The organism is Nonomuraea sp. NPDC049141 (assembly GCF_040648415.1).
Taxonomy (GTDB): Bacteria; Actinomycetota; Actinomycetes; order Streptosporangiales; family Streptosporangiaceae; genus Nonomuraea.
Window position 1 is genome coordinate 34,442 of record NZ_JBEZDR010000030.1, and the last position, 14,004, is coordinate 48,445.

The 14,004-nt window shown below is 70.4% G+C and carries 12 protein-coding genes; 5 read left to right on the top strand and 7 right to left on the bottom strand.

The annotated features are described in order from the left end of the window. Positions 1 to 167: 167 nt before the first annotated feature. The 4 genes from AB0B91_RS55670 to AB0B91_RS55685 form a co-directional block, all read right to left on the bottom strand. Positions 168 to 809, bottom strand: a complete 642-nt coding sequence (locus AB0B91_RS55670; RefSeq protein ID WP_358339838.1) for a class IV adenylate cyclase — start codon at positions 807 to 809, stop codon at positions 168 to 170. A gap of 163 nt (positions 810 to 972) precedes the next feature. Then, complete coding sequence (locus tag AB0B91_RS55675) at positions 973 to 2,547, bottom strand: D-aminoacylase (protein ID WP_358339840.1); 1,575 nt, start codon at positions 2,545 to 2,547, stop codon at positions 973 to 975. A gap of 337 nt (positions 2,548 to 2,884) precedes the next feature. Next, a complete protein-coding gene (locus tag AB0B91_RS55680; protein ID WP_358339842.1) occupies positions 2,885 to 6,169 on the bottom strand; it encodes a DUF4153 domain-containing protein in 3,285 nt (1,094 codons plus the stop codon). Beyond that, a complete protein-coding gene (locus AB0B91_RS55685; RefSeq protein ID WP_308127352.1) occupies positions 6,166 to 6,849 on the bottom strand; it encodes a response regulator transcription factor in 684 nt (227 codons plus the stop codon). The genes AB0B91_RS55680 and AB0B91_RS55685 overlap by 4 nt, the downstream gene beginning before the upstream one ends. Positions 6,850 to 6,921: 72 nt before the next feature. Between AB0B91_RS55685 and AB0B91_RS55690 the strand changes: the two genes are divergently transcribed. The 3 genes from AB0B91_RS55690 (at position 6,922) to AB0B91_RS55700 (ending at position 9,224) form a co-directional block, all read left to right on the top strand. Next, positions 6,922 to 7,779 (top strand): arylamine N-acetyltransferase, encoded by an 858-nt coding sequence (locus AB0B91_RS55690; protein WP_358339844.1) that lies wholly within the window; start codon positions 6,922 to 6,924, stop codon positions 7,777 to 7,779. 43 nt (positions 7,780 to 7,822) lie between these two features. Continuing rightward, on the top strand, positions 7,823 to 8,926 hold the full coding sequence (locus AB0B91_RS55695; RefSeq protein WP_358339846.1) for a protein kinase: 1,104 nt from the start codon (positions 7,823 to 7,825) through the stop codon (positions 8,924 to 8,926). 103 nt (positions 8,927 to 9,029) lie between these two features. After that, positions 9,030 to 9,224: a hypothetical protein gene (locus tag AB0B91_RS55700; protein WP_358339848.1), complete on the top strand. Its 195-nt coding sequence runs from the start codon at positions 9,030 to 9,032 to the stop codon at positions 9,222 to 9,224. A 20-nt stretch (positions 9,225 to 9,244) separates the two neighbouring features. Here the strand turns inward: AB0B91_RS55700 and AB0B91_RS55705 are convergent, their stop codons facing one another. Both AB0B91_RS55705 and AB0B91_RS55710 read right to left on the bottom strand, forming a co-directional pair. Then, positions 9,245 to 9,556, bottom strand: coding sequence for a DUF3817 domain-containing protein (locus tag AB0B91_RS55705; RefSeq protein ID WP_219535578.1), 312 nt, complete (start codon positions 9,554 to 9,556; stop codon positions 9,245 to 9,247). Positions 9,557 to 9,558: 2 nt separating this feature from the next. Next, complete coding sequence (locus tag AB0B91_RS55710) at positions 9,559 to 10,344, bottom strand: SURF1 family protein (RefSeq protein WP_358339850.1); 786 nt, start codon at positions 10,342 to 10,344, stop codon at positions 9,559 to 9,561. Between the two features lie 105 nt (positions 10,345 to 10,449). Between AB0B91_RS55710 and AB0B91_RS55715 the strand changes: the two genes are divergently transcribed. Beyond that, entirely contained in the window at positions 10,450 to 10,620 is a 171-nt protein-coding gene (locus AB0B91_RS55715; protein WP_358339852.1) for a hypothetical protein, read from the top strand. 160 nt (positions 10,621 to 10,780) lie between these two features. Beyond that, entirely contained in the window at positions 10,781 to 12,235 is a 1,455-nt protein-coding gene (locus AB0B91_RS55720; protein WP_358339854.1) for an NAD(P)/FAD-dependent oxidoreductase, read from the top strand. Here AB0B91_RS55720 and ggt read toward each other — a convergent pair. Next, the gene (ggt, locus tag AB0B91_RS55725; RefSeq protein ID WP_358339856.1) at positions 12,232 to 13,962 is read right to left on the bottom strand and encodes a gamma-glutamyltransferase; all 1,731 of its coding nucleotides are present in this window, start codon (positions 13,960 to 13,962) and stop codon (positions 12,232 to 12,234) included. The genes AB0B91_RS55720 and ggt overlap by 4 nt on opposite strands. Positions 13,963 to 14,004 lie beyond the last annotated feature (42 nt).

Here is a 14,004-nt window from a genome sequence, read left to right on the forward strand (position 1 = left end):
CGTCTGACCCTATCTCATGGGCATCATATTTTTTCGATCTTGTACGGCCAGCCCGGTGGGCCCCACCCGCCACACGTGGCCGGGCCCTGTCCAGGGACACGCTCCTCCGGTGGAGACGGCTGGGCGCCGTGACGTGCGTCTTCTTGGCCCCGGCCGTGGGCGAGCGCTCAGCCCGTGCGGCTTCGGGCCACTGCCTCGGTGTAGAGCTCGGTGGTGAAGTCGTGTTCTTCGACTCCCAAGTCGAGCATTTCCGCTCGTACTACTGCCAGGGCCGCCGGCAGGTCTTCGAGGTCGTCGGTCAGGGTCTCGATCTCCAGGAAGGTTCCGTCCAGGTCTGGAATCGTCACGAGGGTGGCCAGCAGGCGGCGGCCGGAGGTGGTGTAGCTCCAGTTCACGCAGTGCTTCTCGTAGGAGATGACCTGCTCGTAGCCCAGACCGCGCAGGATCGCGTCCAGCGCCTCGGGATCGGCCACCTCCGTCTCGGATTCCGGCTTTGAGCCCGTAGCCTCGTGCACGCTGGGCGCTTTGTAGGTGAGGATCGTGCGGCTTGAGGCTGTTGTGGTGGTGTCCGCCCTGTACGCCCGGCTGGAGGGCGTCGTGGGCGGGTTGGGGTCGTGACCCCGGTCGGCGGTCGGCGTGGTCACAGTGCGGATGCGTAGCTCGCTGCCGGCGGTGGTGAGCGGGTGGCCGGGGGCGTCGTAGTAGGCGTCGGTGTAGACGAGGATCTCGGCGGCCGCACGTCCGCGCATGGCCTCACGTACCGCTTCCGGCCGGCGGACCCGCGCCTTGATCTCGGCCTCTATCGGCATGATGCTCCTTACGCGACCGACCCGACGACCGGCATGACGAACCCGACGCGGCCCAGCCCGACGACCAGCTATGAGCTCCCCACGCGGCCCGGTCCAGCTCCATGACCAGCCTGAAGCTCCTCACACGGCCGGCAGGACGACCCGCCTGAAGCAGGTCATCCGGCTAGTTCGGGCGCAGGGCTCGTCCCGGAGTCTTGCCGGTCAGGACGCCGTTCGCCAGTACCGGCACCCCTGACACGAGCACGTCGTTCACCCCGGTCGCCGGTGTGCGGGGAGTCTCGTACGTCGCCAGGTCCGTGACCGTCGCCGGGTCGATCACCACCAGGTCGGCCGCGAAGCCGCGTCGGAGCAGGCCGCGGTCCGTCAGGCCGAAGCGGCGTGCCGGGTGTGACGACAGGTGGACGGTGGCCTGCTCCCAGGTCCAGTCCCCCAGCTCGCGTACGTGCCGTCCCAGGAAGCGGGCGAACGCGCCGAAGCCGCGCGGATGCGGGTGGCCGCCCACGTAGATGCCGTCCGAGCCGCCCGTCTGCGCGGGGTGGCGCAGGATGCGGCGTACCGACTCCTCCCCCTCCGGACCCTCGTCGGGGCGGGCCGTCACGCAGCCGGCCTCCAGGCGGGTCTCGATGAGCAGGCGGCGGCAGAACTCGTGCGGCGCCAAGCCCGCCCGCTCGGCCGCCTCGACCATGCCCAAGCCCTCCGCCCACTCCAGGCCCGGGGCGTGGGAGATGGTCAGGCGCGGCCAGGTCTGCGCCAGCCCCGGCCACCAGTCGTCGAGCTCTCCGGACGACAGCATCTCCAGGGCGCGCTCCGGCTCGGCGGCCGGGACCTCGGGCGGCAGTACGACCATCGCCAGGATGGTGTTGCCGCGCAGGTAGGGGTAGGAGTCGTAGGTCAGGTCGACGCCCCCGGCGAGCGCCTCCTCCACGAGCGGGAGCAGGACGTCCGCGGGTCCGTGCAGGTGGGAGACGTGTACGGCGGTACCGGAGCGCTGGGCTATCTCGACGACCTCTGACATGCCGGCTCCGGCTCGTGTCCCGTATGCCCTCATGTGGGTGACGTACGGGAGGCCGGCGAGCGGCGCGCACAGGGCGGCCAGTTCTTCGGCGGAGGCGTAGCGGCCTGGCAGGTACTCCAGGCCGCTCGACAGGCCGACCGCGCCGTCCGACAGGCCGCGTTCGACGTGGGCGAGCATGCGGGCCAGCTCGTCACGTGCGGGTGTGCCTGAGGAGGGGCCCATGACGTCGTAGCGGATCGTGCCGTGCGGGAGGAGGTAGGCGGCGTTGAGCGCGACCGTACGGTCATAGCCCTGGAGCAGCTCAGCGACCGTCAGCGCGCCATCGGAAGGCGCGTCGCCCGAAGGCCCGCCGCCCGCGCGGCTGTGACCGGAAAGCGGGCCGTTCACGGCCGCGAAGTAGCGAGCGGCGTAGGCGACGGTGGCTGCGGAGCCGGGGGCGAAGGACAGGCCGTCCTGGCCCAGCACGAACGTGGTCACCCCCTGGCGAAGCGCCGCCAGCTGTACGGCGGGGTCGAAGATGGCCGCGTCGCCGTGGGCGTGGCAGTCGATGAACCCCGGTGCGACGAACCGGCCGTTCGCGTCGATGACGGAGGCGGCTTCCGCACCGTCGAGGCGGCCCACCGCCGCGACCCTGTCGCCGGTGACCGCCACGTCGGCCCGGTATGGCGGCGCTCCTGTCCCGTCGAGCACACGTCCGCCGCTGATGATCACATCGAAAGCCACTCAAGGATTAAACCTGATCCGAGCGGCACCGCGGTCGCCCGGCCGCCGACCACCATCGAGGCGACCGACCACCGACCGACCGACGGCTGCGGACCGCCCATCGGCCGAGCGACCGACCCAGTCGGCAGCCGACAGACCAGCCATAGGCCGAGCGGCCCTGCGGCCGACCGCCAACTGGCCACCAATCGACAGCCGCGGACCGGCCGTAAGCCGGGTGGCCGACCATAAGCCGCGTGGCCGAGCTGCCGGCCGCCAACCAGCCGCCAACCAGCCGCCGACCGGCCAGGCGTCCGGCCAACCAAGTGACCGGCCGGAGACCAGCCAGGCGGCGGATCCCTCAGTCGCTTCGGCCTACCGGGCGGTCGCAGCCGGTGAGCGGAGTGGCGACCGGGCGTTTGGCGAGTAGTTCGCGGGCCTGGGATCTGGCCAGGTTCCAGCCGTTCCACGCGTCGGCCCGGTTCAGGCCGTTGGCGGCGACCACGTCGGCCAGTACGCAGCTGCGTTGCGGTTCGGGGAGCCGGTCCAGGGCCGGTACGGCCTCCGCGCCGAGGTCGCCCAGGTAGTCGGCGTCCAGCTTGGCCACGCCGCGTACCTCCAGTTGTGTCTGGGCCACCTGGAGATCCGGATTGACGATCGCGAACGCGCCCAGCCCGAGCCCGGTGACCAGCACGATCGTGCGTGGCAGCCAGCCGGAGCCGCGGCCGAGCAGCCGAACCGTGCCCGCCAGCATGACCAGCGCGAACAGCGCGCCCAGCCACCAGACCGTGGCCTGCACCGACAGGCGCAGCCGCGACAGGCCGTACGCGTCGGTGTAGAGGTCCATACGGTGCAGCGCGGAGGCCAGTACGACCATCGTGAGGGCGCAGAGGACGCCGAGCTGTCCGGCCAGCAGCCAGCGTTCGCGCCGCTCGGTCCGGAGCAGCCCGGCTGCGACGGCGACGATGCCCAGCACGAACAGGCTGACGATGACGAGCTGGAAGAAGCCCTGCCTGGCGTACTCGGCGTAGGTGAGGCCGACGGTCTTCAGCACCAAGGCGTTGCCGCCGAACAGCGCGGTGATCTGGACCGCCACGAACGCCGCGAACAGCAGGTTCACCGCGGTCAGCGGCACCAGCCAGATGCTCCTGGTCACCCCGAACTTGACCTCGGGCCCGACCGGATCCACCACGGGCCGCAGCGCGACCAGCACCACGGCGGCGAGGAGTACGGCTCCGACCACGAACAGGAAGATCCGCAGCGGCACCGACTCGGCCCAGTCCGGGGTCGTGGTCAGGCGCTCCAGATAGCTGGCGAACACCGCGTCGGCCGAGGCGAACAGCAGGCCGAACACCAGCAGCAACACGGCCGTGATGCCCAGCGCGGTGAGCATGGGCAGGATGCGCCGCTTCGCGGTCAGCTTTTTCAACGGCTTGGCCAGGAACCACGGCACCGGCCCCAGCGCGAGCAGCACCGACGCGCCGCCCCTGATCACGCCCAGCCAGCCGAACCCGGCACCGGAGACGGCCAGCGCCAGCAGCCCGCACCCGGCGAGGAACAGGATCCCCACCAGCCAGTCGGCGTCCCGCACGGCGGCCATCGCGATCAGCCAGTAGGCGGTCAGGCCGAACATCACCGTCCATGGCGTGATCCGCCGCAGCACCGCGGGCAGCGCCGCGGCGCCCAGCACCATCGCGACCAGCACGACGCCCAGCCCCACCTGCGCGTCCGGCAACGCCACGGCCGAGAACACGCCGGCCCCCGCCGCCGCCGGCAGCAGCCAGCGCGGCGTCTCAGGCAGTTCGGGGCGCGGGAACAGCGGCGGCGGGACGTACGGCGGTGGCGGCGACTGCGGGCCATGAACCTGCGGCCCGTGAACCTGCGGGCCGGGCTGCCCCTGCCCCTGGAATGCCGGTCCCTGGTACGGCTGCCCTGCGTACGGCTGGCCCGGCGGGCGGCCCTGAGCGGGCTGGTACGGCAGGGCACCGGCGGGTCGTCGCCCGGTGCCCGCCCCCAGAGACACCCCGACGGCCCCGACAAGCGCGGTGACCAGCACGAGTGTGATGAGCGCGGCCCCATCGCTGTTCATGACCACGCTGACGAACACGGCGGCGAACAGCCCCATCAGGAACCCCAGAAGCAGGCCGATGACTCCCCCCGCGACCATCCGCGCGAGCCGCCGCCCATCGGCCATCGGCGTAGGCTGCGTGACCGCCTGCATCGGCGCCGCCGACGAGGCGGATGGGGCCACAGCGACCGGCTGACCTGAGGACGTACCCAGCCCGACCTGCTGAGCCGAGGAGATCGGCTGCCCCACAGCGACCGGCTGACCAGAAGACACCGGCTCCCCCGCCGCGACCGGCCGCACCCCAGCGACCGGCTGAGCCAAAGACGGCAAATGCGCCAAAGACTCCAACTGTGCCAAAGACGTCGGCTGCGCCAAGGACGCTGGCTGACAGTCCGGCTGAGGCAAGGAGTCCGGCTGAGCCGGGGACACCGGCCGGACCGACAGCGGGTCCTCCCCTTCCTCCTCAACATGCGCGGCCCCGCCGGCCGGCAGAACCGTCTCACCCGCCGCAACAGGACCGGGCCCGGCCGGGACCCGTTCGCCCGCCCCCGCGGCCTGCTCAGGTTCTAACGGCGTATCCGCCATAGTCGTCCTCCCTGGTAAATCGACGATCATGCGGCACCCCGCGCAGTCGCCGATACGGATCGAACCGCCATGCAGTTCGACGATCTCTTTCACGATCGCCAGCCCCAGCCCGGCACCCCCCGCGTCCGCCGTCCGCCCGGTGTCCAGCCGGGAGAAGCGCTCGAACACCCGCCCGTGCGCCGAGGCGGGAATCCCCGGCCCCTGGTCGGTGATGGCGATGCGGACCCCGTCGCCGTCGGGAGCGGCCGTCACGGTGACCGAGCCGCCGGGCGGGCTGTGGCGTACCGCGTTGTCGAGCAGGTTCGCCAGGACCTGGGCCAGCAGGTCGGGGTCGGCGCGGACGGCGAGGTCCGCGGGGACCGAAGGGTCGAGGCGGACGTCCTCGCGCGCCAGTGCGGCCTCGCGCACGGCCTGCTCCAGCAGGGGTGCGAGTTCGACCGCGTCGGGTTCGATGAGGCGTACGCCCGAGTCGAGCCGTGACAGGTCGAGCAGTTGCGCGACGAGCCGGCCGAGCCGTTCGGTCTGGGCGAGCGCGGTCTTCATCGTGACCGGGTCGGCCGGGGAGACGCCGTCCACGACGTTCTCCAGGACGGCGCGCAGGCCGGTGATCGGCGTGCGGAGCTCGTGGCTGACGTTCGCGACGAGCTCGCGCCGTTGCCGGTCGACCTCGCCGAGGTCGGCCGCCATCGCGTTGAACGCCCTGGCCAGCTCCCCGACCTCGTCGCGCGAGGTGGCGCGGACCCGCAGCGTGTAGCGGCCCTTGGCGATGGTCTGGGCGGCCCTGGCCATCTGGCGCAGTGGCTTGGTCATGCCCATGGCGAGCACCTGCACCATGATCAGGGCGAGGACCAGCGCGACCGCGATCCTGACGCCTCGGGACAGGCCGGAGTTGATGCCGACCTCGTTCACCACGAAGGCGGTGCCCACGGCCAGCACGATCACCAGGCCGAGCTTGACCTTGATCCGGCCGAGGAAGTCGAGCGGCTGTTTCATCGGCGCACCAGGGCATAGCCCACGCCGTGCACCGTGCGCACGACGCCGGAGCCGAGCTTGCGGCGTAACGCCCGTACGTGGCTGTCGACGGTTCTGGTCGCGGCGGCCTCGGAGAAGCCCCACACGTCGGACAGCAGCCGGTCGCGCTCGAAGACCTGGCCGGGCCGCTCGGCCAGGCGGCGCAGCAGGTCGAACTCGGTCCTGGTGAGCTGCGCCTCGGCGCCGCGGACGAACACCCGGCGGGCCGCGGTGTCGATCTCCACCTCGCCCACCCTGATCACCGTGTCCTCCGAGGCGAGCTGGACGGCCCGCTCGACCCTGCGCAGCAGCGCGTGGATCCTGGCCACCAGCTCGCGCATGCTGAACGGCTTGGCCAGGTAGTCGTCCGCGCCCACGCCGAGCCCGACCAGGACGTCGGTCTCCTCGCCGAGCGCGGTCAGCATGAGTACCGGCACCGGCCGGGCCAGCTGCATCCGGCGGCACACCTCCAGCCCGTCGAGTCCCGGCAGCAGCCGGTCCAGGATCACCAGATCGGGTTCGGCCCTGCCGTACTCGACCAGGGCGGTCTCCCCGTCACCGGCCACCCGGACGTCGAAACCCTCGGCCGCCAGCCGGTTGCGTACCGCCAAGGCGATGGTCTCGTCGTCCTCGACCAGGAGGATGCGTCGCTGCTCTGCCACGGACGAAAGCCTAGAAGGGCACTGTGCAGACGGCACTCCCCAATATGTGCACATCCGGTGCAGACTTGGCCGGTGAACACCGTCGCATACCTGCGCCGCCTCGGGCTGCCCGACCTGCTGGACGCACCACTCACCGCCGAGAACCTCCGCCGGCTGCACGTCGCGCACATCGAGCGGGTCCCGTACGAGGCGCTGGAGATCTGGCTCGGCCGCCCCACCACGGTCGATCCCGCCGAGTCGGCCGAGCGGATCATCCGTGGCCGCGGCGGCTACTGCTACCACCTGAACGGCGCGTTCTCCCTGCTGCTCAAGGAGCTCGGCTACGCCGTGACCAGGCACGTGGGCGGCGTGCAGGGCCGCAACGACGGCCCGCCCGCCATCACCGCCAACCACCTGGTGCTCACCGTGCGCGGGCTGCCGTCGGAGGACAATCCAGGCGGGGAGTGGCTGGCCGATCTGGGGCTGGGCGACGCGCTGCACGAGCCGCTCCCGCTGGTCGCGGGCGTCTACCGGCAGGGCCCTTTCTCGTACGGTCTGCGGCACTCGGAGGTAGCGCCAGGAGGCTGGCGGCTCGACCACGACCCGAGCGGCTCGTTCCTGGGCATGGACTTCGACCCTGCCCCAACCGACATGTCGGCCTTTACCGCGATGCATCATCACCTGTCGACGTCGAAGGAGTCGGGTTTCGTGCGGGTCGCGTCGGTCGCCCGGCGGGACGCCTCCGGCGTCGATCTCCTCCGCGGGCTCGCCTTGTCACGCCTGGGCAACGGCGCTCATTCCATCACTCTGCACACGGCTCGTGACTACTACTCCGCGTTGTCCGACGTGTTCGGATTGCAGCTGGATGATGTGAGCGAAGAGGAGAAGGACGCCCTGTTCGGGAAGGTTTTTGACGCCCACGAGAAGTGGCTGGCGGGAACCCAGGCCTAGCCATGGCTTTGGTCTGATCCGGAGCGCTATCGTGCACCTCGGAATGGGAGAGTTCAGGAAGCTCGTCGGTCGCTACCGGCTGCTGAATCCTTTGGGCGCGGGTTCGGTACGACTGGCCTTCGACGAGACAGAGCATCGTGACGTCGCGGTCAGGGAGCTACGCGTGCCCGCCGAGCTACGCGGAGCCGCGCTGCAGGACGCGCAGCGGGCCGCGGGGCTCCGCCATGCCTCCGTCGTGCCGGTTCTCGACGTGGTGGTGGAGGACGGCGAGCCGTGGCTGGTCATGGAGTTCGTCTCCGGCACCTCGCTGGAGAAGACCGTGGACTCGCGGCACCCCTTACCCGTCCAACAGGCCGCCAGGGTGGGCGTGTGCCTGCTGTCGGCGTTGCGGACCGCGCACGACGCGGGAATCGTCCACGGACGGGTCAATCCGGGCAATGTGCTGCTCACCTCGACGGGCCGGGCCGTGCTCACGGGGTTCGGGCTGCCGGGGCTCGGCATGCGGCCGTCCGCCGACATGTGGTCGATGGCCGCGACGCTGCACTTCGCCGTCGAGGGCCGCCCGCCGGGGCGGGCGCCCGCGGAGAGCACCGACGCGTTCCGGTGGCTGGTCCGGGCCATGCTGGATCCCGCCGGGCCGCCGCCGGTCGAGGTGGTGGCCGAGATGCTCGACCGGCTCGCCGTGTCGCAGACGCTCGGCCACGTGCTGGCCACGGGCGGCCCGCTGCCTCCGGCCCGGGTGGCCGAGATCGGGCTGGCCGTCCTCGACCAGCTCGCCGAACTGCACTCCCGGGGAGCGCATCACGGCGGCGTACAGCCGGGCAACGTCCTGATCGACATGGACGACCGGGCAACGCTGGCCACGACGCCGCTGCCCGCGCCGATGTCACTCGCCCCCGTGATGCCGGCGACGATCCCGGCCTACACGGCACCCGAGCGGGTGCCAGGTCCGGCGGCTGATCTGTGGTCGCTGGGCGCCACGCTGTTCGCGGCCGTCGAGGGGCATCCGCCCGTGCCCGGCGCCCCGCTGTCCAGAGCGGGCGCGCTGGCGCCGGTGCTGTTCCGGCTGCTGTCGGGGTTCCCCGCGCACCGGCCGGGGCCGGACGCGCTCCGCAAGGACCTGAAAGCCGTCGCCGACCTATTTTGAGATACATCGCGATTGGAACCACCTGGGTGGTCCATGCGTTGAACACACGACGCACAATGTGGGAGAGGCGGGGCGCGCGCTCCGCGTTCGGAGGAAGTTGAGGATGTCACCAGTCCAGAAGTACGCCATCGCCGCAGGCGCCGCGGTCCTGCTCTCGCTGATCTTCTTCGGGCCCGGCTTTATCACCATGCTGGTCGTCCTCGGCGTGGTCGCCGCCCCGGTCGTCGGTTACCTGATGCTGGACCCGTCGCAGCGCGAGCGGCTCAAGCGAGCCCGCAGACGCGGCATCGGCAGCTGACCCGAGTTCGCGGCGCGGCCTCAGGCCGCCGCCGCGGCCAGGGCCGCGTGCACCCGGCTCGTCACCCGCCGTTCGATGTAGAACGACAGGAACGGCACCGTGCCGCCGAGCATGATGCCCAGCATGTACGGCCAGCTCCAGCGGGCCTTCATGCCGAGGTTCATGACCGTGACCAGGTAGATCATGTAGAGGAAGCCGTGGATGGGCGCCACGATCTTCGATATGCCCACGATGCCGAAGCCGTAGCGGAGCACCATGGCCACGCAGAGCACGAGCAGCATCACGCCGACGATGTAGGCGAGCACCCGGAAGGGCTTCAGAGCCGATTCCACCGTTAACCTTCCAGAACAATTTCGGGGGACTTGCCACGGTCCCGATCACGATCCGCTCGTACGGCATCGCGTACGAAGTGGAACCACATGAACACGGCGAACCCAGCGAAGATCCACCAGTTAGCGGCATAAGCGAGATTACGCCAGGTCAGCTCGCCACCGACGACCGGCGGCTGGACCTTCACCTGAACCAGCGGCCCCGAGGGCGGCTGGGCGACGACATAACCGTTGCGTACCTTCTGCCCGCTCCACAGGTTGATCAGCTCACCGGTGGACACCGTCTGCACCTGCCCCGCGGGCAGCTCCTCGGTGCGGCGCTGCACGCTGTCGGTGCTCTGCTGCGGGCGCAGCCGTCCGGTCACCGCCACCTTGCCGCCGGGCACGGCCGCCGCCGGGTCGCCGGCCTTGGCCACCCAGCCGCGTACGACCGGGATCAGCGTGCCGTCATCGAGCCGGAGCGGTGTGAGCACCCAGTAGCCCTCGCCGCGCGAGACGTTGCCACCCGGCGCGTCGACGTCCGCCGGGCGGTCGGCGACGAGCAACTGGCGCGAGGCGTCGTAGACGCCCTCCGCCGAGACCTTGCGGCCCACGGCGGCCCCCGTCAGCTGCGCGCCCACCTGGGACAGCGTGGTGACGCCGACCGGGGCGGGATCGGTGACCGCGTGCGGCTTGCCCGAGTCCTGGAACACGCCGAGCTGCCAGCGCCCGAGCAGGATGAAGGCGATGAGGACCCCGATCGTCAGCAGGTGCAACCCCACCACGCGTGGAGAGAACAGGGTCCGGAGCATGCTTCAAAGCTATCCGCCCACCAGGCCGGTCCCCTAATCAGCCCATGCCCACAGATCACACCAAAAGCCGCAAACACACCAGACGATCACGCTAAGCTGCTGGGCATGTCTGACCAGCATATCGACCCTGCCGGCAATACTCAGCAGTTCCGCGCGTTCGCGCAGCGGTCTGAGCAGGAGGCGGCGCCGAGCAAGAAGTCGCCTCTTATCCCGATCATCGCGGTGATCGCCGTCGTCGTGATCATCGGCGTGGCGGCCTTCCTGATCCTGCGCTGACCCACGCGCACCAGGGCGCCGACGGCAACCGCCCTCGGCGCTTTTCGTGCGTCCTGAGGGCGGATAACATACCGACCAGTCGGTGTGATTCGCGTCACTCTGGACGGACCTCGCCATCTCTCACTACATTGGACATTGCGTCTAATAATGCGGAGGAGCAGTGGACGAGCCAGGGATAGTGATCATCGGCTCCGGCTTCGCCGGGATCGGCATGGCGATCAAGCTCAAGGCCGCCGGATACCACGACTTCGTGATCCTGGAGAAGGCCGCCGACCTGGGCGGCACCTGGCGCGACAACACCTACCCCGGCTGCGCGTGCGACGTGCCGTCGCCCCTGTACTCCTACTCGTTCGACCTCAATCCCGGCTGGTCGCGGCTGTTCTCCCCACAGCAGGAGATCTGGGACTACATGCGGGTGTGCGGTGAGAAGTACGGCATCACCCCGCATCTCCGGTACGGCAAACGGGTCGTCTCACTCGAGTACGACGACGCCGACCGCCAGTGGACGGTGACCACGGACGACGGCGAGACCCTGCGCGCGAACGCCGTCGTGTCGGGCATCGGCGCCCTGCACATCCCGTCGTTCCCCGAAATTTCGGGGTGTGAGGCTTTTGCCGGTCCGGCCTTCCACTCCGCCGAGTGGGACCACTCGGTCGACCTGACCGGCAAGCGCGTCGCGGTCATCGGCACCGGGGCCTCGGCCATCCAGTTCGTGCCGCGGATCGCGGACCGCGTGGCGCGGCTCACCGTGTTCCAGCGCACCCCGCCCTGGATCCACCCCAAGCCGGACGTCGCCTTCTCACCCCGGACCCGGCGGTTCATGAAGCTGCCGGGCGCCGCCAGGACGGTACGCACCGCCCTCTACTGGCTGCTGGAGACCAGGGCGCTGGGCTTCACCGTCGACCCGAGGCTGATGAAGGCACACGAGAAGGTGGCGCTCAAGCACCTGGAGAACCAGATCCCCGACCCGGAGCTGCGCAGGAGACTGACGCCCGACTACACGATCGGCTGCAAGCGCACCCTGCTGTCCAGCGACTACTATCCCGCGCTGACCCGGTCGAACGTCGCGCTGGTCACCGACGGAATCACCGAGATCAGGGAGCACTCGATCGTCGACGCCGCCGGAGTGGAGCACGAGGTCGACGTGATCATCTACGGCACCGGGTTCAAGGTGACCGAGGCGCTCCAGCGGCAGCGGATCGTGGGCCGCGACGGGCTCAAGATCCAGGACGCCTGGCAGGACGGCATCGAGACCTACTACGGCATCTCCACCGCCGGGTTCCCGAACCTGTTCTTCCTCCTCGGCCCGAACACCGGCCTCGGCCACAACTCGGTCGTCTTCATGATCGAATCACAGGTGCGGTACGTCATGGACTGCCTCCGGCTGCTCTCGAAGACCCAGGCCAGGGCCATCGACGTCAAACCGGGACGGCAGCGGGAGTTCAACCGGCGGCTGCGCGAACGGCTCGACCCGCTGGTGTGGAACGCGGGTGGCTGTACGTCCTGGTATCTGGACGAGCACGGCGTGAACCGGACGATCTGGCCGGGCTTCACCTTCGAGTACTGGGCGCGTACCCGCAAGATGAAGCCCGGCGCGTACGAACTGATCTACTAGCCCGGCCGCACCACCAGAGCGCTGCCGCCACCCCTCCTGGCCGGCTCGGCGACCGCCTGCACCTTGCCGTGGCCCAGGAACTCCAGCGCGGTGGCCGCGCCGATCTCCGTGGTCAGCGCGAGCTTGTGCCCGCGTGCCTCGAGTTCGGTTCGGTACTTGTCGAGGAACGCCTGCTCGGCCAGCGTCTGCTCGGTGTTGCGCTGCGTGGCCCGCGGCGCGGCGACCGCCTCGGGCAGGCTCATCCCGAACTCGTAGCGGTTGACCAGGATCTGCAGCACGGTCGTGATGATCGTCGAGCCGCCCGGCGACCCGGCCGCCAGCACCGGCCTGCCGTGGTCGAACACCAGCGTGGGCGCCATCGACGAGCGCGGCCGCTTGCCGGGGGCCGGCAGGTTCGGGTCACCGGGGGCGGGGCCGAAGGTGAAGTCCGTGAGCTCGTTGTTGAGCAGCACGCCGCGCCCCGGGACCACGATGCCGTTGCCGCCGGTCGACTCGATCGTCAGGTTGTAGGCGACGACGTTGCCCCACCGGTCGGTGATGATCATATGCGTCGTCTCGGGGCCTTCGTCGGTGGTCGCCGTCGCGGTGCCCGCCGGGGTGGCGCACGCCTCATAGGCGCCGTCCGGACTGCCGGGCAAGGCCGGGTGGGCCATCGCCTTCTCGCCGATCAGGCAGGCGCGCTCCTTGGCGAAGCCGTCGGACAGCAGCTCCTTCAGCGGTACGTTCGGGAGGTCGCCGACGTACTTGTTGCGGTCGGCGAAGGCCAGGCGGGACGCCTCCAGATACTCGTGCAGGCCCACCCTCGGCAGGGACTCCAGGATGTTGAGCGCCTCCCCCACGGTCGAACCGCCGGAGGACGGGGGCGCCATGCCGTACACCTGCATGCCGTTGTAGTCCACGCGCGTGGGCTCGCGCTGGAGCACGCGGTAGGCGCGCAGGTCGGACAGCTCCATCAGGCCCGGCCGCACGTTGCGGGTGGCGCCGGGGGTGACTGGCGGCTGCTTGACCGTGGCGACGATCTCCCTGCCGAGCTGCCCGTCGTACAGCCAGCCGATTCCGCGTTTTCCCAGCTCGCGGTAGGTGGCGGCGAGTTCGGGGTTCTTGAAGACGGAGCCGACGGGCGGCGGCGCGCCGCCCGGGAGGTAGAGCTTGGCGGTGGAGGTGATGTCCTTGAAGCGGGCGGCGTTCGCGGCGGTCTGGTCGTAGAAGGTCTGGTCGACGACGAAGCCCTTGGACGCCACCTCGATGGCCGGCTGGAGCGCCTGCTTCAGCGAGAGCGTGCCGTACCTGCGCAGGGCCAGGTCCCACTGCGCGAGCGTGCCGGGGATGCCGGCCGACAGGCCACTGGTGACGCCCTCGTCGAACGGGATGCCTTCCAGCGTGGTGGCGGTCATGGCCTGCGGGGCGGTCTCGCGGCCGTCCAGCGTGACCACCTTTCGGCTGCGAGCGTCGTAGTAGACCATGAAGCCGCCGCCGGCCAGGCCCGCGGAGTAGGGCTCGGTCACGCCGAGCACCGCACCCGCGGCGACGACCGCGTCGATGGCGTTGCCGCCCTGCTTGAGTACGGCGATGGCGGCCTTGCTGGCGTCGAAGTCCACCGTGGCGGCCGCGCCGCCGTACCCCTCGGCTACGGGAGCCTTCTGTGGCGGCGTGGGTGTGGCAGCCAGCGCTGGGGCGGACACCAGCGAGAGGAGGACTGCTGCTGCGGGAACGATCATTCGGCGCATGTGTTCCACGATGGACCAGGTACGCCCATCGCGGTAGGGCCC

Bases quoted from the DNA above. Each gene is read 5' to 3' on its own strand.
- AB0B91_RS55670 (WP_358339838.1), bottom strand. From the start codon at position 809: ATGCCGATAGAGGCCGAGATCAAGGCGCGGGTCCGCCGGCCGGAAGCG.
- AB0B91_RS55680 (WP_358339842.1), bottom strand. From the start codon at position 6,169: ATGAAACAGCCGCTCGACTTCCTCGGCCGGATCAAGGTCAAGCTCGGC.
- AB0B91_RS55695 (WP_358339846.1), top strand. From the start codon at position 7,823: ATGGGAGAGTTCAGGAAGCTCGTCGGTCGCTACCGGCTGCTGAATCCT.
- AB0B91_RS55700 (WP_358339848.1), top strand. From the start codon at position 9,030: ATGTCACCAGTCCAGAAGTACGCCATCGCCGCAGGCGCCGCGGTCCTG.
- AB0B91_RS55710 (WP_358339850.1), bottom strand. From the start codon at position 10,344: ATGCTCCGGACCCTGTTCTCTCCACGCGTGGTGGGGTTGCACCTGCTG.
- AB0B91_RS55715 (WP_358339852.1), top strand. From the start codon at position 10,450: ATGTCTGACCAGCATATCGACCCTGCCGGCAATACTCAGCAGTTCCGC.
- ggt (WP_358339856.1), bottom strand. From the start codon at position 13,962: ATGCGCCGAATGATCGTTCCCGCAGCAGCAGTCCTCCTCTCGCTGGTG.